General features: G+C 65.7%; 18 protein-coding genes. 12 read left to right on the forward strand and 6 right to left on the reverse strand.

What is annotated here, in order from left to right:
* Positions 1-123: 123 nt before the first annotated feature.
* The 3 genes from glmU to ACQY4V_RS09725 are packed head-to-tail and all read left to right on the forward strand — an operon-like array spanning position 124 to position 3973.
* On the forward strand, positions 124-1479 hold the full coding sequence (glmU, locus tag ACQY4V_RS09715; RefSeq protein WP_428516931.1) for a bifunctional UDP-N-acetylglucosamine diphosphorylase/glucosamine-1-phosphate N-acetyltransferase GlmU: 1356 nt from the start codon (positions 124-126) through the stop codon (positions 1477-1479).
* The gene (gene glmS, locus ACQY4V_RS09720) at positions 1479-3302 is read left to right on the forward strand and encodes a glutamine--fructose-6-phosphate transaminase (isomerizing) (protein ID WP_428516933.1); all 1824 of its coding nucleotides are present in this window, start codon (positions 1479-1481) and stop codon (positions 3300-3302) included. The genes glmU and glmS overlap by 1 nt, the downstream gene beginning before the upstream one ends.
* Positions 3299-3973, forward strand: a complete 675-nt coding sequence (locus ACQY4V_RS09725; RefSeq protein WP_428516935.1) for a DNA alkylation repair protein — start codon at positions 3299-3301, stop codon at positions 3971-3973. Before glmS ends, ACQY4V_RS09725 begins: the two co-directional genes overlap by 4 nt.
* A gap of 2 nt (positions 3974-3975) precedes the next feature.
* Here ACQY4V_RS09725 and ACQY4V_RS09730 read toward each other — a convergent pair whose 3' ends face one another.
* Positions 3976-4473: a hypothetical protein gene (locus tag ACQY4V_RS09730; RefSeq protein ID WP_428516937.1), complete on the reverse strand. Its 498-nt coding sequence runs from the start codon at positions 4471-4473 to the stop codon at positions 3976-3978.
* Positions 4474-4559: 86 nt separating this feature from the next.
* On the opposite strand from ACQY4V_RS09730, the gene moaA reads away from it, so the two are divergent.
* From moaA to ACQY4V_RS09755, 5 genes are all read left to right on the forward strand, one after another.
* Entirely contained in the window at positions 4560-5567 is a 1008-nt protein-coding gene (moaA, locus tag ACQY4V_RS09735; RefSeq protein WP_428516939.1) for a GTP 3',8-cyclase MoaA, read from the forward strand.
* Positions 5567-6853, forward strand: a complete 1287-nt coding sequence (locus ACQY4V_RS09740; RefSeq protein ID WP_428516941.1) for a 3-deoxy-D-manno-octulosonic acid transferase — start codon at positions 5567-5569, stop codon at positions 6851-6853. The genes moaA and ACQY4V_RS09740 overlap by 1 nt, the downstream gene beginning before the upstream one ends.
* A gap of 35 nt (positions 6854-6888) precedes the next feature.
* Positions 6889-7929 carry a glycosyltransferase family 4 protein gene (locus ACQY4V_RS09745; protein WP_428516943.1) on the forward strand — a complete coding sequence of 347 codons (1041 nt, stop codon included), beginning with the start codon at positions 6889-6891 and terminating at the stop codon, positions 7927-7929.
* 79 nt (positions 7930-8008) lie between these two features.
* On the forward strand, positions 8009-8422 hold the full coding sequence (locus ACQY4V_RS09750; protein WP_428516945.1) for a DUF4177 domain-containing protein: 414 nt from the start codon (positions 8009-8011) through the stop codon (positions 8420-8422).
* 106 nt (positions 8423-8528) lie between these two features.
* Positions 8529-9152, forward strand: coding sequence for a J domain-containing protein (locus ACQY4V_RS09755; protein ID WP_428516946.1), 624 nt, complete (start codon positions 8529-8531; stop codon positions 9150-9152).
* Between the two features lie 79 nt (positions 9153-9231).
* Here ACQY4V_RS09755 and msrB read toward each other — a convergent pair whose 3' ends face one another.
* The 4 genes from msrB to ACQY4V_RS09775 all read right to left on the reverse strand — a co-directional run bounded on the left by msrB (position 9232) and on the right by ACQY4V_RS09775 (position 11678).
* Positions 9232-9702: a peptide-methionine (R)-S-oxide reductase MsrB gene (msrB, locus tag ACQY4V_RS09760; protein ID WP_428516948.1), complete on the reverse strand. Its 471-nt coding sequence runs from the start codon at positions 9700-9702 to the stop codon at positions 9232-9234.
* Between the two features lie 75 nt (positions 9703-9777).
* On the reverse strand, positions 9778-10332 hold the full coding sequence (locus tag ACQY4V_RS09765) for a fasciclin domain-containing protein (RefSeq protein WP_428516950.1): 555 nt from the start codon (positions 10330-10332) through the stop codon (positions 9778-9780).
* Positions 10333-10437: 105 nt separating this feature from the next.
* Positions 10438-11133, reverse strand: a complete 696-nt coding sequence (locus ACQY4V_RS09770) for an anti-sigma factor (RefSeq protein WP_428516952.1) — start codon at positions 11131-11133, stop codon at positions 10438-10440.
* On the reverse strand, positions 11130-11678 hold the full coding sequence (locus tag ACQY4V_RS09775) for a sigma-70 family RNA polymerase sigma factor (protein WP_428516954.1): 549 nt from the start codon (positions 11676-11678) through the stop codon (positions 11130-11132). Before ACQY4V_RS09775 ends, ACQY4V_RS09770 begins: the two co-directional genes overlap by 4 nt.
* Positions 11679-11819: 141 nt before the next feature.
* Here ACQY4V_RS09775 and cobS point away from each other — a divergent pair, with 141 nt between their 5' ends.
* The 4 genes from cobS to ACQY4V_RS09795 all read left to right on the forward strand — a co-directional run bounded on the left by cobS (position 11820) and on the right by ACQY4V_RS09795 (position 15050).
* A complete protein-coding gene (cobS, locus tag ACQY4V_RS09780) occupies positions 11820-12806 on the forward strand; it encodes a cobaltochelatase subunit CobS (RefSeq protein ID WP_057789947.1) in 987 nt (328 codons plus the stop codon).
* Complete coding sequence (locus ACQY4V_RS09785) at positions 12806-13114, forward strand: hypothetical protein (RefSeq protein WP_428516956.1); 309 nt, start codon at positions 12806-12808, stop codon at positions 13112-13114. The genes cobS and ACQY4V_RS09785 overlap by 1 nt, the downstream gene beginning before the upstream one ends.
* A gap of 4 nt (positions 13115-13118) precedes the next feature.
* Positions 13119-14354: a lytic murein transglycosylase gene (locus ACQY4V_RS09790; RefSeq protein ID WP_428516958.1), complete on the forward strand. Its 1236-nt coding sequence runs from the start codon at positions 13119-13121 to the stop codon at positions 14352-14354.
* A gap of 222 nt (positions 14355-14576) precedes the next feature.
* A complete protein-coding gene (locus ACQY4V_RS09795) occupies positions 14577-15050 on the forward strand; it encodes a hypothetical protein (protein ID WP_428516960.1) in 474 nt (157 codons plus the stop codon).
* Positions 15051-15243: 193 nt separating this feature from the next.
* Here the strand turns inward: ACQY4V_RS09795 and ACQY4V_RS09800 are convergent, their stop codons facing one another.
* Positions 15244-16854, reverse strand: a complete 1611-nt coding sequence (locus ACQY4V_RS09800) for a chloride channel protein (protein WP_428516962.1) — start codon at positions 16852-16854, stop codon at positions 15244-15246.
* Between the last annotated feature and the right edge of the window lie 116 nt (positions 16855-16970).

Here is a 16970-nt window from a genome sequence, read left to right on the forward strand (position 1 = left end):
GCAACGCTCAGCACATTTCCGCCCGTGCCTGTCACATCCCGCAATCATCTTTGATACGGCCCAGCCTTGCACGGCTTGCGCAACCGGATAAAACGGGCGGGTCAGGAAGGAAAGAGAAACCCTATGAGCATAAGCCTGATCGTTCTGGCCGCGGGCCAGGGCACCCGCATGAATTCCGACCTGCCCAAGGTGCTGCACCAGATCGCCGGCGCACCGATGCTGGTCCATGCCCTGCGGGCCGGCGCGACCCTCACGCCCGACCGGACGGTCGTGGTCACCGGCCACGGGTCCCAGGCGGTCGAGGCGGCGGCGCAGGACCACGACCCCGACATCCTGACCGTCCACCAGGCCACGCAGGACGGCACCGGCCACGCCGTGGCCCAGGCTGAAACGGCACTCGCAGGCTACGAGGGCGACGCCATCGTGCTCTACGGCGATACACCGTTCATTTCCGAAGACACACTCGGCCGCATGGTCGAGGCCCGGGCGCAGCATGACGTCGTCGTGCTGGGCTTCAAGGCCGCCGATCCCGGCCGCTATGGCCGACTGGTCATGTCCGGCGACACACTTGAAAAGATTGTCGAATTCAAGGACGCGGACGAAGCCACCCGTGCCATCCCCTTCTGCAATTCCGGCGTCATCGCCGCCTCCGCGCCGGTGCTCTTCGACCTGATCCGCGCCGTCACCAACGACAACGCCGCAGGCGAATACTACCTGACCGACATCGTCGCCATCGCCCGCGACCGGGGCCTGTCGGCCACCGCCATCGCCTGCCCCGAGGCCGAGACGATGGGCATCAACTCCCGCGCAGAACTGGCCGTGGCCGAGGCCGCCTTCCAGGCCCGCGCCCGCGCCACGGCGCTTGACGACGGCGTCACCCTCACAGCACCCGAAACCGTGCATTTCGCCTACGACACCGTGCTGGGCCGCGACACCATCGTCGAGCCCTATGTGGTCTTCGGCCCCGGCGTCACCGTCGAATCCGGCGCCCATATCAAGGCGTTTTCCCATCTCGAAGGCTGTCACGTCTCGCGCGGCGCCGTCGTCGGCCCCTACGCCCGCCTGCGCCCCGGCGCGGAACTGGCCGAGGACACCCGCATCGGCAACTTCGTCGAGATCAAGAACGCCCTCATCGGCGAAGGCGCCAAGGTCAACCACCTCAGCTATATCGGCGACGCGTCGGTGGGCGAGGCCAGCAATATCGGCGCGGGCACCATCACCTGCAACTATGACGGCGTGATGAAGCACCGCACCGAGATCGGCGCCCGGGTCTTCGTGGGTTCCAACACCATGCTCGTGGCCCCCGTCAGGCTGGGCGACGAGTCGATGACCGGCTCGGGTTCGGTCATCACCAGCGACGTGCCCGACGGCGCGCTCGCCATCGCCCGCAGCCCGCAGGCCAACAAGCCGGGCATGGCGCGCAAATTGTTCGAAATGCTAAAGTCCAGACGGGCCAAGCAAGCGAAAGAGGCAGGATAATGTGTGGAATTGTAGGGGTCCTCGGCAAGCACGAAGCCGCGCCCATCCTCGTCGAGGCATTGAAACGCCTTGAATATCGCGGCTATGACAGCGCCGGGATCGCCACGATCAACGGCAAGCAGCTCGACCGCCGCCGCGCCGTCGGCAAGCTGGTGAACCTGTCGGACCTGCTGGTGCACGAGCCTTTGCGCGGCAAGTCCGGCATCGGCCACACCCGCTGGGCCACCCACGGCGCGCCCAACACCGTCAACGCTCACCCCCACAAGGCCGGGCCGGTGGCCGTGGTGCATAACGGCATCATCGAGAACTTCCGCGAACTGCGCAGCGAACTGGCCGCCGCGGGCCTCGCGCACGAGACCGACACCGACACCGAGACCGTGGCCATGCTGGTCCATCACCTGATGCAGCAAGGCCAGACCCCCGTCGAGGCCGCGAAATCCGCCATCGCGCGGCTGGAAGGCGCCTATGCGCTCGGGTTCCTGTTCGATGGCGAGGACGACCTGATCGTCGCCGCCCGCAAGGGCAGCCCGCTGGCCATCGGCCACGGCGACGGCGAGATGTACGTGGGTTCCGACGCCATCGCGCTCGCGCCGCTCACCGACCGGATCACCTATCTGGAAGAAGGCGATATCGCGGTCGTCACCCGCACCACGCTCGACATCATCGACGCGCACGGCAATCGCGCCAACCGCGACGTCCGCACCATTGCGATCGACAGCACCCATGTCGACAAGGGCGGGCACAAGCACTTCATGGCCAAGGAAATCGCCGAACAGCCCAGCGTCATCGGCGACACCCTGCGCCACTACCTGTCCGAGGCGGGGGGCGGCCTGACCCTGCCCCGGCCGGAAATGGATTTCACACAATACGACCGCCTGACGCTGGTCGCCTGCGGCACGGCCTATTACGCCTGCCTGACCGCGAAATACTGGTTCGAGCAACTGGCCGGCCTGCCCGTAGATGTCGATATCGCGTCCGAGTTCCGCTACCGCGAACCTCCCGTTCCCGCCAGGACCGCCGCCATTTTCGTCAGCCAGTCGGGCGAAACCGCCGACACCCTTGCCGCCCTACGCTACTGCGAGGGCCGTGCGGCCAAGATCCTGTCGATCATCAACGTCCCGGAAAGCTCCATCGCCCGCGAAAGCGACCTCGCCCTGCCAATCCATGCCGGGGTCGAGATCGGCGTCGCCTCCACCAAGGCCTTCACCTGCCAGCTGACCGTGCTCTTGCTGATGGCGCTCAAGGCCGCGTCCGATCGTGAAGCGATAGATCCCGCGCGCCTTTCGGACCTGCTGTCCCACCTGCGCGGCCTGCCCTCGACCATCAACAACACGCTGGAACTGAACGAGGACTTCCGCAAGGCCGCGAACCGGCTGTCCACCGCCGAGAACGCGCTCTTCCTCGGGCGCGGCATGATGTACCCGCTGGCCCTGGAAGGCGCGCTGAAGCTCAAGGAAATCAGCTATATCCACGCCGAGGCCTATGCCTCCGGCGAGTTGAAGCACGGCCCCATCGCGCTCATCGACGAAAAGATGCCGGTGATCGTCATGGCCCCGCGCGACGGGCTGTTCGACAAGACCGTGTCCAACATGCAAGAGGTCATGGCCCGCGGCGGCAAGGTGATGCTGATCACCGACGCCCCCGGCGCCGCCGCCGCATCCGACGACACCTGGATGACGCTGGTCCTGCCGCAGGTGGACCCGGTCCTGTCGCCCATCCTCTATGCCGTCCCGGCGCAGCTGCTGGCCTATCACACCGCCGTCGCCAAGGGCACCGACGTGGACCAGCCCCGCAACCTCGCCAAGTCCGTGACCGTGGAATGACGCTGGACGACGCCCTCGACCGGCTGCGCGCCCAAGCCGAACCCGGCCGGGCCGAAGGGATGGCCGACTATCACAAGGTCCCGCGCGACTATCTCGGCGTGCCCAACCCGGCCATCAACGACCTGACGACCGAATGGCGCCGCGCTCTGATCGTCGAGGAGCGTGTCGCCCTGGCCGACGCGCTTTGGCGCACGAACGTCTTCGAGGCCCGCCTCGCCGCCGCCAAGCTGCTGACCCAGGCCCGGATCACGCCCGACGATGCGGTCTGGGCGCTGATCACCTCGTGGCTGCCCGATCTCGACAGCTGGGCCATCGCCGATCACGCCATGATGGCGGGCCAGAAACGTCTCATGGCCGATCTTTCGCGCATGAACGAAGTCGAGACCTGGACTACCTCCGACAGCCACTGGATCCGCCGCGCCGCGATGGTCGTCACCCTGCCTCTGGCCAAGATCAACAACCTCAAACCGACTGAGGCCGAAGCGCGCGAACGCGTGCTGGGCTGGGCCGCCGGTTACGTGCAGGACACCGAGTGGTTCATCCAGAAATCCGTGGCGTGGTGGCTGCGGGACCTGTCCAAGCACGACCCGGACCGCGTCCGCGCGTTCATGGCCGAGAACGGCCGCCACATGAAGCCGTTTGCCCGCAAGGAAGCCGAGAAGTTCCTGTAACGTCAGCCGCCTGTCGCGAAGACCCGCACCTCGGGCAAACCTGTCAGATCGGCCTCCAGAAGACGCATCGCCGCCAGCGACAGCTGGCTCCCCGAGCCCGGCTCCGCGTCCAGCGGAATGAGGTCCACCGCCACGGTCGTGCCCTTCGCGGGGTATTCCACCCGGCCCTTGCCGGGGCTGTCCACCAGCGGCGTCTTCATCCAGATGCCCGGATCCGACGCGGCTCCCAGCGACGCGACGGTGATCCCGAGATCGCGATCGCCACCACCGCTCTGCGCAGCTTGCACCGCTGCCGCACGCTCTTCCTCTGTGGTCGTGTCGAACTCGTCGGCCGTCCGCGCGTTGGCTGGCGGCGCGATGCCCGTGGTCTGCGCCTCCGCACCGGCTTCGGCGCTCTCGGGCGCGGGATCGGGCGGCGGCGCCTGCTGCTGCATGGTGGGCAACACATCGCAGGCCGAAAGGCCGAACGCACAGGCGAAAAGGCAGACAAATCGTTTCATACGCTCACCTTATGGCCCTTGCGCCCGGGCTTCAATTGCCAAGATGCCCCTTGCCGTTTATCGGCGGGTTGCATACGTTCTGCCCCATGACCGCACCTTTGATAGACCCGTTCCAGCGCGCGATCTCCTACCTGCGCGTCTCCGTCACCGACCGCTGCGATTTCCGCTGCGTCTACTGCATGTCGGAGAACATGACCTTCCTGCCCAAGAAGGAACTTCTGACGCTGGAAGAGCTGGACCGCATGTGCTCGACCTTCGTGCGCCTGGGCGTGGAAAAGCTGCGGATCACCGGCGGCGAACCGCTGGTGCGGCGCAACATCATGCATTTCTTCCACGGCATGAAACGCCATCTGGACAGCGGCGACCTCAAGGAACTGACGCTCACCACCAACGGCTCGCAGCTCGCCCGCTTCAGCGAAGACCTCTATGCCGCCGGCGTGCGCCGGGTGAACGTGTCGCTCGACACGCTCGATGAACAGAAATTCGCCGACATCACCCGCTGGGGCCGCCTGCCCCAGGTGCTCAAGGGCATCGACGCCGCACAGGCCGCGGGCCTGCGCATCAAGATCAACGTCGTCGCCCTCAAGGGTTTCAACGAGGACGAGCTTTTCGACATCGTCGCATGGTGCAAATCCCGCGACATGGACCTGACCTTCATCGAGGTCATGCCGATGGGCGATATCGGCAACGAGGACCGGCTGGACCAGTACTGGAAACTCTCCGACTTGCGCCGGACGCTTGCAGAGCAATACACCCTGACCGAACTTTCCGAACGCACCGGCGGCCCCGCCCGGTATGTGCGGCTCGAGGAAACCGGCCAGAAGATCGGCTTCATCACGCCGCTGACCCATAATTTCTGCGAAAGCTGCAACCGCGTGCGCCTGACCTGCACCGGCGAGCTTTACATGTGCCTCGGCCAGGAAGACATGGCCGACCTGCGCGCACCCTTACGCAATTCGCCGAATGATGACGCCCCGCTCGAGGCCGCCATCCGCGAGGCCATCACCCGCAAGCCCAAGGGCCACGACTTCGACTATTCCCGTCAGACAGTGGACGGGCGCATGTCCCGCCACATGAGCCACACCGGCGGCTGATGCCCCACACTGCCGCGCCCCTGCCCGTGCGCCTCTACGGCGTGGCGGCCAACCTGCTTGAGCGGCTGGCTTATCGCCGCGTCTCCGAAAACCTCTCCCGCCAAGGCATTCCGGCGAACCGCCTGCCCGAGCGGCAGGGGCATGCCACCGCGCCGCGCCCCCACGGCGACCTCATGTGGTTCCACGCTGCCTCGGTGGGCGAAAGCCTCTCGGTCCTGCGCCTGATCGAGCATCTGGGCCAGACGCATCCCGACCTGTCATTCCTCATAACCTCCGGCACCGCCACCTCGGCCCAGATCGTCGGCAAACGCCTCCCGCCGCGCACCACGCACCAGTTCGCACCGCTGGATTCGCGCCGCGTGGTCACCCGCTTTCTCGACCATTGGCGCCCCTCTGCGGCGGTTTTCGTGGAAAGCGAACTGTGGCCCCAGATGATGCGCCTGAGCCACCGGGCCGGCGTCCCGTTGGCGCTGGTCAACGCCCGTATCTCCGACAAATCCGCCCGCAACTGGAAGCGGTTCCCCCGCACCGCGCGACACCTCATGGACCATTTCCGCCTGATCCATTGTCAGGACGACCGCACCGCGCACCACCTCCGCGACCTTGGCCTCGCGCAAGCCGAACCGGGCCTCAACCTCAAGTCCGTCGCCGGCCCGCTCCCCTTCGACCGGGACGAGCTGCATCGGATGCAGGCCCTCATCGCCGGCCGCCCGGTCTGGCTCGCCGCCTCCACCCATCAGGGCGAGGACGAGGTCGTGCTGAAAGCCCACCGCGCCATGACCGGCGGCAATGCCGACGCGCTCCTGATCCTCGTGCCGCGCCACCCCGAACGCGCCCACGATATCGAACGCCTGATCGCCGAGCACCGCTTCGAGGGCGCCCGCCGATCCACCGGCATGACCATCACCGGGCAGACCCGCGTCTATCTTGCCGACACGCTGGGCGAGATGGGCCTCTGGTACGCCCTCAGTCCGCTCACCTGCGTCTGCGGCAGTTTTTCCGACGTCGGAGGCCACAATCCGTTCGAGCCCGCCCATGCCGGCTCTGCCGTGCTGCATGGGCCCCGCTACGCCAATTTCGCCGAGGCCTACGCCCAGATGCAGGCAGAGAACGCCTGCATCGAGGTGGCCGATGCGGATGACCTGAGCGCCAAGCTCACCACGTATCTCGACGACCCTGCCGCGCTGGACGCCCTGCGCGACCGGACCCGCGCCTTCGCCGCCACCCAGGCAGGTGTCCTCGAAGACTTCGCCGCCACTCTTTCCAAGGCGCTCGGCCTGCGCTAGCACCTAACCCCGAGCCTCAAGGAAAGCCGACCCGCGTGCCGGACCTGATCGTCACCAACTTCAACCGCAACTTTACCGGCGTCTCCTCGACCGCCGCCAGCGTGGTACGCTGCCAGGTCGGCCAATTCGACCTCACGCTTGCAGGCCACCCTTTGCCCGGCTGCCCTGAGCCGATCACCAAGGCGCAGGCCGCCACCCTGTCCAGGACGCCACCACCGGGCCGCCCCTTCACCATCTGGCACGTCCGCCGCAACCCCGAGATGCGCGCGGCCCTCTGGGTGCGCGACGTGCTGCGCCGGCCCATCCGCATCGTCTTCACCTCCGCCGCGATCCGGCGGCACTCGGCCTTTCCCCGCTGGCTCATTTCGCGCATGGATGCCGTCATCGCCACGACCGAGGCCGCCGCCGATTTCGTCCCCCACGTCCGCGCCGTCGCCCCCCACGGCGTCGACACCGACCGTTTCACGCCCGCCCCGGACCGCCACGCCGCATGGGCCGCCACCGGCTATCCCGGCACACGCGGCGTGGCCACCATCGGCCGCATCCGACCCGAGAAAGGCACCGACCGCTTCGTCGCCGCCATGCTGCGCCTTCTGCCGCAGCACCCCGGCCTGACGGCCCTCGTCATCGGCCGCGCCGCCAAGTCGGACCAGCCCTTCCTCGACACGCTCAAGGCGCAAATCGCCGCCGCCGGCCTCACCGACCGCATCCTCTTCCCCGGCGAGGTCCCGCCCGCCGCCCTGCCCGCCCTCACGCGGTCCCTCTCTGCCGTGGTGCAACTGCCCCGCTACGAAGGCTACGGCATGACCCCGCTCGAAGGCATGGCCTCGGGTGTGCCCTTCGTGGCGACCGACACGGGCTATTACCGCAGCTTTTCCAGCCAGGGCCAGACCGGCCTGATCGTCCCCGACGAGCCCGCCCAGGCCACCGATGCGCTGGCCTCCATGCTTGCCGACCCGGACCGCCACGCCGCCATGTCCCGCGCCGCCCGCGACATCGCCTGCACCCATTTCAGCGTCAGGACCGAGGCCGAAACCATCGCCCGCGTCTACGAGGATCTCTGGTCCGGCGCCTGACCGCCGCCGCGTGCGGTTTGATGTTGCACCCACGCATGGGGACGTTACGATGTCCTGCCAATTTTGAGAGGTGCACCCCGTGATCCAGAAATACGAGTACAAGGTCATTCCCGCCCCCGCCAAGGGCCGCAAGGGCCCGGGCATCAAGGGCGCCGAAGGCCGGTTCGCCCACGGGCTCGAGACGGCGATCAACGAACTGGCGCTCGAGGGCTGGGAATACCTGCGCGCCGACATTCTGCCCAGCGAGGAACGCCAGGGCCTGACCTCGTCGCAGACGGTCTATCGCTCCATGCTGGTCTTCCGCCGCCCGCTGGAACTGGAAGGCGTCGACAGCCCGCCACCCCTGCCTTGGGACGACCACGAGGAGGAAGAGCTTGAAAGCGCCGCCGAGGCGGACGAAATCGAGGATAATCAGGACGATACCCCGGATGACGACGCGGATGGCACAGATGACGACGGCACGCCCCGTCCCGATCTACCGCCTCGGGACTGACCGGTGAAGACAAGTTCGGGACCGCGCGGATTTTTCCCGATCTTTGCTCTTCAATTTGCCGCGCAATCACATAAACTCTTGGCCTCGAGTCGCAAAGGGAATGCCAATGGCTAAATCCGATCCGTTTGGTTTCGACATGTCCGTATCGTCCGCGAAAAAGAAGAATCCGCGCGGTCGGCGGGGCATGTCCGGCGCATCCGAAACCTCGACCCGCGTCTGCGACCACGAGGGCTGCAACGAGCCCGGCAAGTACCGCGCGCCCAAGGCGCCCGACGTGCTCGACGACTTCTACTGGTTCTGCAAGGACCACGTCCGCGAATACAACACCAAGTGGAACTTCTTCGACGGCACGACCGAGGCCGAGATGAACGCCCAGACGTCCTCGGACAAGGTATGGGAGCGCAAGACCAAGGCCTTCAACGACCCCGAGGCGCGCGCCTGGGCCCGGCTGGGCATCGAGGACCCGCACCAGGTGCTGGGCGGCAACGCCACGCAGAACCCCGGCAAGAACCGCGGCGGCCAGCGCAAGCTGCCCCCGACCGAACGCCGCGCGATCGAGATCCTGGAAGCGAACGAACATGCCTCCAAGGCCGAGATTCGCAAGGCCTACAAGGCGCTGATCAAGGTGCTGCACCCCGACATCAACGGCGGCGACCGCAGCCAGGAAGAACAACTGCAACAGGTCGTCTGGGCCTGGGACCAGATCAAGCAGAGCCGCAACTTCAAGTAGGCTGATGACATAAAGCGCACCGGGTCACTCGTACCGTTCCGGGCCCTGAAACCACCCGGTGCGCGATCGGACCCGGAAATCAGGCGGCGCGGAAGGTCAGGCTGACACCGTTCAGGCAATGGCGTTTGCCCGTGGGCTGTGGCCCGTCGTCGAAAATATGTCCAAGATGGCTGCCGCAGCGGCGGCAGTGGCACTCGGTCCGCGTCGCGAAAAGCGAATGATCCGGCTTGGTCCCGATGGCATTGTCCATTGCCTTCCAGAAACTGGGCCAGCCGGTCTTGCTGTCATACTTGGTCTCGGAGGAATAAAGCGGCAGGTCGCAGCCGCGGCAGTGGTAGATGCCCGGCTCGTAAAGCTTGTACAGAGGGCTGGTAAAGGCCCGTTCGGTCGCCTCTTCACGCATGACCTCGTATTCCAGGTCCGTGAGCATGGCCCGCCATTCCTGCTCGCTGCGCGTCACCTCGAACGATCCCGATGCGGCAAGACCCGGCATCGCGGTCAGGATGGTTCCACCCGACAAGGCGGACAGTATGAATGTGCGTCGTTGCATTTTCAGCCTCCTGCGTTTGTCATTCCAGGAAGAAACGGGGGGCGCTTGCCCCCCGTTCCGCAGCTATCGAGGATGTTACTGCTTGGCCGGCAACATCACTGTGTCGATCACGTGGATCACCCCGTTCGACTGCTCGACATCGGCGATCGTCACTTTGGCCACGCGGCCGCGCTCGTCTTCCAGCATGATCTTGTCGCCGTTATACGTGGCTTTCAGCATGCATCCGCCCACGGTCGGCACCATGTGCGCGCCGCCGTCATCGTCCACCATGCCCTTGATCGCCGTCGACATCGCGTCGGCCGACACCACGTGGCAGGTCAGGATCTCGGTCAGTTGCTTCTTGGCCGCCGGTTGCAACAGCGCCTCGACCGCGCCTTCGCGCAGCTCGCCAAACGCGGCGTTGGTCGGTGCGAACACGGTGAACGGACCGTCGCCCGACAGCGTATCGACAAGGCCCGCGGCCTTCACGGCGGTGACCAGCGTCGTGTGGTCGGCCGAGTTCACGGCATTTTCCACGATGGTCTTGTCGGCATACATCGCCGCGCCGCCGACCATCGGATTTTCGGCATGGGCAACGGTCGCGGTTGCTGCGACGGCTGCGGCGACGGTCATGGATTTCAGGTTAATCATATCACTACTCCCTAACTTAATACACACAAGCAAGGCTTTGATGCCCAACTCACACGCAGCCACGGGAGGAGCACGCCGAAAGTTTCAGCTATTCAGGGAATTTTTTTAGACGTCTTCAAGCGGACCGGTGGCCAGGATGTCGCCCGTGGGCGCCCCGGTGGGCGAGCCGCCCTCGGGTTCGTCCGAAATCGCCAGCGTCGCACCCTGCAACACGTCGATCTGCTCCGGCGTCATCGGCAGGCGGATGCGCTCGTTTTCCGGCAGCACGCCCAGCGACACCGGCGGGTTGTCCCCGGCGATCAGCCACATCTCGATGTCGCGCTCGGGCCGGTCCTGCATCCCGCGCCGCTCGACATACATTTCCTGCGTCGTGGCGTCATAGCCCGCCGCCAGGATGATATCGTCATCGCCCTCGGCCCGCAGATCGGCGTGATAGACCGGGTTCTCGGGCGGCTGCACGCCCGTCCCGGGCAGATCCACCACGAAGAACAGCCCGACGACAAGCGCCGCCGCCGCCAGCCCCGCAAGACCGAACCGCTCGAACAGGCCGCGCCGCGCCGGGCGCTCGTCTGCGAACAGGCGGCGGTCCAACGCCGCCTTCACCCGTGCCGGCGGGGCCTCTTCGGGGATATCCTCGGCCAGCACGGCGAAATCCTCGGCCCACTGGGCGTAGAGCGCGCGCAACGCGGGCTCGGCGCCAAGACGCGCCTCGAAGGCCGAAGCCTCCGCAGCCGACAGCAGACCCAGCGCGTATTCACCCGCCAGGACCACGTCGTCGTCTTTTTCCGGCACCTCGCTCATCGCGACAGGCACTCCCTCAGTTTCAGCAGGCTGCGGCGCAGCCAGGTTCGCATCGTGTTCAGCGGCACGTCAAACCGCCCCGCCAGATCGGCGTAGGTCTCTCCGTCAAGGTAAGCCCCGCGCACGGCCTGCGCGCGGTCGGCTTCCAGCTCGTCAAAGCACCCGTCCAACCTTTCCCGCTCCGACGCCTGCACGGCCTGCGCCTCCGGCCCCGGTGCGGAATCGGGCATCGCTTCCGCCAGTCCCTCCGGCATCTGCTCGCCCGTCCCCTTGCGCTTGCGCAGCATATCGATGGCTGCGTTCCGCGCGATCGTGATCAGCCACGTCATGGGGCTGAACCCGCCCGTGCTGTAGCGGTCGGCGTTGCGCCAGATCTTCACGTAGACCTCTTGCAAAACCTCTTCGGCCTCGGCCCGGTTATTCAACACACGCAGGATCACACCGAATAGTTTCGCCGATGTCGCAGAATAAAGGTCGGAAAACGCGCTCCTGTCCTTCAGGGCGCACCGACCGATAAGGTGTTCAATAGCGTCGAGGTCTTTCATGGAACGCGCATCCCTTTCGAAACCGAAACCTAGGGCAGGCACATGGCGAGTGCCAGTAATTCTTTCCCTTTCCCTTGCCCTTCCCGGCGATATGTTGCACGGAAGGGCGAACGAAAAAGCGACGATTGAAGGACAAGGCAGATGGCCGACGGGAACATGGATCACGACATGAAACCGACCGAGGAACTTTCGGTCCGCGATGTTTTCGGGATCGACACCGACATGGTCATCAAGGGCTTCGCCGACAAGACGGAACGCGTTCCCGATATCGACTCGACCTACAAGTTCGACCCCGACACGACGCTGGCGATCCTCGCCGGGTTTTCCCACAACCGCCGCGTCATGATCCAGGGCTATCACGGCACCGGCAAGTCGACCCATATCGAACAGGTCGCCGCGCGCCTCAACTGGCCCGCCGTGCGCGTCAACCTCGACAGCCATATCAGCCGGATCGACCTGATCGGCAAGGACGCGATCAAGCTGCGCGAAGGCGTGCAGGTCACCGAGTTCCACGAAGGCATCCTGCCCTGGGCGCTGCGCAACCCCGTCGCCATCGTCTTCGACGAATATGACGCGGGCCGCGCCGACGTGATGTTCGTCATCCAGCGCGTGCTGGAACATGATGGCAAGCTGACGCTTCTGGACCAGAACGAGATCATCACGCCCCACCCCTGCTTCCGCCTCTTCGCCACGGCCAACACCGTGGGCCTGGGCGACACCACCGGACTTTACCACGGTGTGCAACAGATCAACCAGGCGCAGATGGACCGCTGGTCGCTCGTCGCAACGCTGAACTACCTCAGCCACGACGCCGAAACCGCCATCGTCATCGCCAAGACCCCCCAGATGAACACCGAGGCAGGACGCAAGACGATCAGCCAGATGGTCACCGTCGCCGACCTCACCCGCACGGCCTTCATGAACGGCGACCTTTCCACGGTCATGAGCCCCCGGACGGTGATCAACTGGGCCCAGAACAGCCGCATCTTCCGCGACGTGGGCTATGCCTTCCGCCTGACGTTCCTCAACAAGTGCGACGAGCTGGAGCGTCAGACCGTGGCCGAATTCTACCAGCGCTGCTTCGACGAGGAACTGCCCGAGAGTGCGGCAAGCGTCAGTTTGGGCTGATGCGACAGGCGGGTCTGCGGCGCGCCTGTCCACTACGCCCGGCACGGACGCTCACAGTCGCGCTCTGCCTCACCGTCCTCGCCGCCTGCCAGCCCGACACCTCCCGCGTCGACGCCGCCGAGGAAGCAGCAGCGGCCACCTGTGCCTGCCCCGACCGCGACTGCGCCCTGCGCTCCGCCACCCCGGTCACCGAGGGTCGCGGTCTCTTGATGGAGGACTACGAGAACCTCCCCCAGGAAGAGATCGCCCGATACGAAGCCGCCATCGACCGCATCACCGCTTGCCTCACCCGGTTCAAGGAAGGATGACCGCATGATCCGCCTATTGTCCCGCTGCGCCTTGCTTCTTGCCCTGCTCATGGCCCTGCCCGCCTTCGCACAGGACCGCGCCGCCATCGAACAGCAGTTCCGCAGCTGGCTCGAACAGGACATCTGGCCCGCCGCAAGCGCCAAGGGCGTGTCCCGCGCCACCTTCGAAAGGTCCTTCAGCGGCATCCGCCTCAACTGGGACCTGCCCGATCTCGTCCCGCCGGGATCGAAGGCCACCACGCCCAAGCGCCAGACCCAGTCCGAGTTCGGCGCGCCGGGCCGCTATTTCCGCGGCGTCTCGGGCGACGCCGCCATCGGCCACGATCTCGCCCGCCGCCACGCATCCACCCTCGCCCGGATCGAGAAACAGACAGGCGTGCCGGGCCGCATCCTGCTGGGCATCTGGGGCCGCGAAAGCGCCTATGGCCGGGCGAAGATCCCGCACAACGTGTTCGAGGTCCTTGGCACCAAGGGCTTCATGGCAACCCGCGCCGCTTATTTCCGCGAGGAACTCATCGCCGCGCTGCAAATTGCCGAGGCCGGCCACGCCAGCAGCCCCCTGCGCAGCTCCTGGGCCGGGGCGCTCGGCCAACCGCAATTCATGCCGTCCAATTTCCTGAAATACGCCGCCGACGGCGATGGCGACGGGCGCGCCGATATCTGGGGATCGGTGCCCGACACGCTGGCCTCCATCGCCAATTACCTCGCCCGCCACGGCTGGGTCGCGGGCCGCGACTGGGGGTTCGAGGTCACTGTGCCCGCGTCCGTCTCCTGCGCGCTCGAAGGCCCAGACCAGGGCCGCCCCATCGCGGAATGGGAAGCCATGGGCATCACCCGCGTCTCGGGCCGCCCCTTCCCTGACCACGAGCGCAGCGGCGAGGGTTTCCTGATGATGCCCGCCGGGCGCAACGGCCCGGCCTTCGTGGTCACGCCCAATTTCTACGCGCTCAAGGACTACAACATGTCCGACCTCTACGCGCTTTACGTGGGCCATGTCGGCGACCGCATCCAGTACGGCGTCGGCGATTTCTCCGCCCCCTGGGGCGCGGTGGGCAAGATGTACCGCTCCGACATCGCCGCCATGCAACGCAGCCTCGAGAGCATGGGCCACGACGTCGGCGGCGTCGACGGCCTGCCCGGCTTCAAGACCCGCCGCTCCATCGGCCGCTGGCAAGAGGCCACAGGCCGCGCCGCCACGTGTTTTCCCGAACCGGAAATGAAAGCGCAACTTGTCCGTTAGGCCACACGACTTTTCTCAAGCTTCCAGGCCATCAATGATCTGACCGCTTTGCCCTGCAATGTCAGAAGTCACGTCCAGAAATCACTCTATAATCAGAGTATCAACTGTGACAGACATCTTTTCGACAACGTTTCTCTTGCAGCCCAGTGTTCAGGCAGCGGTTCTTGGCGGGGGCGAAGCAAACAGGCGAGAACGGGCGGGTTTAAAATGTCAATTTATTGGATGGAAACGCATATCTACGCCGTCGGAGGTGGAGTTGTTTGGTCCGAAACCACAGAACGCCGAAAACCTGCCAGGGACGTTGAACGCTGGTTTAACACTGATGCGGATCGGGGCCCGCTTGGGCCTTTCCCCCCAGAAATTCTGGCAGAGATAGATGCGCACTGGGCTTTGAGCCTGGGAAAAATGGACCCCCTTCCCGATACCTTCGGCCTGCTTGGAGCGGCGCATTTCACCGGTGCCCCGTTCGCACGCAAGCATATCGTCGATGTGTTCGAGGCCTATTCGGAAGGCAATTGCCAGATTGTGCCGATCAAGAGGCTTTGGTCTTTGGAAGACGACGCAGAGGTAACGGAGCCTTATTTTGTGGCCAACGTCTACAACGCCGCACCCGTTGTGGACCTGGACAAAACCAGAGTTCTAGAGGTCAAAAACCCCAAAAGTGGAGAGCTTTTTTTCCAGCGTCACGCAGTTTGAAAAAGATGTTTGTCCGCAAAGAAAGCTTCGACGGTCATCACCTGCTGAGGGATACGGCAACCTCGGAATGGTTTTGCGATGATGTGTTTCGCGAGGCCATCGAAAACGCCACGCCGGGTACATACGCTTTTCGCGACATCAACATAGTTTGAAGCGCTACCGCGCTTAGGCGACCCAAATAGGCGCTCGCCGCTCAGCTATGCTCTTCCGCCGACACCGCCGTCAGCGCGCGGTTATAGGCCTTCAGCGCATCGACATGGAAGAGCGCGCCTTGCAATTCGGGCTTGGAATCCTCGCCCGTCAGGGTCACCACCGGGATGAACGCGACGCCGGTGCGCTCGAAGATCGGCATCGCCACGTCCAGCGTCGCGTTGGCGTCGATATAGACCCCGTCCTCGATCAGCTCCCAGCACGCCTCCTCGCGCGCGCTTCGCTCGGCGCCGGTCTCGCGCATCACCCGCGCGGCACGGTACATGGTCAGCAGGTACGCATGTGGCCCCGCCGCCAGCCTGACACCCCGCCGCTCCAGCTGGGTCAGGAAGAACGAGTGCCGCACCAGTTTCGACGCAAGCGCGGTAGACATCGACACCGCCACCATCACCGCCAGCCCGGTCTGCCAGTCGCCCGTCAGTTCGAACACGATCAGCGTGGTGGATATCGGCGCACCCAGCACGGCGGCGGCCACCGCCCCCATCCCGGCCAGCGCGTAAAGCGTCGGTGCGCCCGACCATTGCGGCAACAGTGCCGTCGCCACCAGGCCAAAGGCCAGCCCGGTCAGCGCGCCGACCATCAGCGAGGGCGAAAACACCCCGCCGCCCATGCGACCGCCGATGGTGATCGCCACGGCGACGACCTTGAGGATGCAGAACACCACCGCCTCGTTCCACAGAAGCTTGCCGGTCAGCGCCTTCGACGTGGTCTCGTACCCCACGCCGATGATATGCGGAAATCCGATCGCCAGCACGCCCAGCATCAGCCCCGCCACCCCGGGGCGCAGCCAGCGCGGCAGACCCGTGCGCGCCTGCACCCGGTCGGCGAACCCTTCCGCAAAGAAGATCCCCCGCATCAGCGCAAAGGCCACCACCCCGCACAGCAGTCCCAGGATCAGGAAGGCGGGCAGTTCGACGTAGAATTCCAGCATGCTGGCCACGGGCAGCGCGAACTCGGTCACGTCGCCGAATTCCAGCCGGTTGATCACCGTGCCCGCCACCGACGCGATGACGATGGGCGCAAAGGCGTGCAGCGCGAAATGGCGCAGCACCACCTCCAGCGCAAATAGCGCGCCCGCGATGGGCGCGTTGAACGACGCCGACACCGCCGCCGCCACGGCGCAGCCCAAAAGGTCGCGGCCGGTGATCCCGTTGGCATTGATCCGGTTGCTGACCCAGGTCGAGATCACGCCGGCCATGTGCACCACCGGCCCCTCACGCCCCGACGAGCCGCCCGTGCCCAGCGTGATCAGCGACGCCAGCGCCGAGGCCACGCCGGCCCGCGTCTCGACCCGGCCCTCGTTCAGCGCCGCGCCCTCGATCACGTCGGCCACCGACCGCGCACGGCCATCGGGCGTGTAGCGGTGCAGTATCGCGCCCACCACCAGCCCCCCGCCCACCGGGATCACCAGAACCCAGTACCAGGGCAGCGTCGACACCCAGCTGTGCATCAGCGACGGATCTTCAGAGCCGTAGAGCAGCAGTTGCAGCCCGTTGATCCCCTTGCGAAAGAACAGCGCGGCAAAGCCGGCGGCGATCCCGATGCCAAGCGCGATCAACCAGAACTGGAATTGGCTGGGTCCTTTTTCGCGCATAAGGCGCCACGCATTCTGGCTGACCCTGCGCGCACGCACCGATCCGCGCCGCAAACGGCCCGTCCCGGCCCTGTCCTGTGCTCTTTCGCCCTCGTTCACCACTTCACCCCCGGTCT

It is taken from the genome of Roseovarius sp., assembly GCF_965277045.1.
GTDB lineage: Bacteria > Pseudomonadota > Alphaproteobacteria > Rhodobacterales > Rhodobacteraceae > Roseovarius.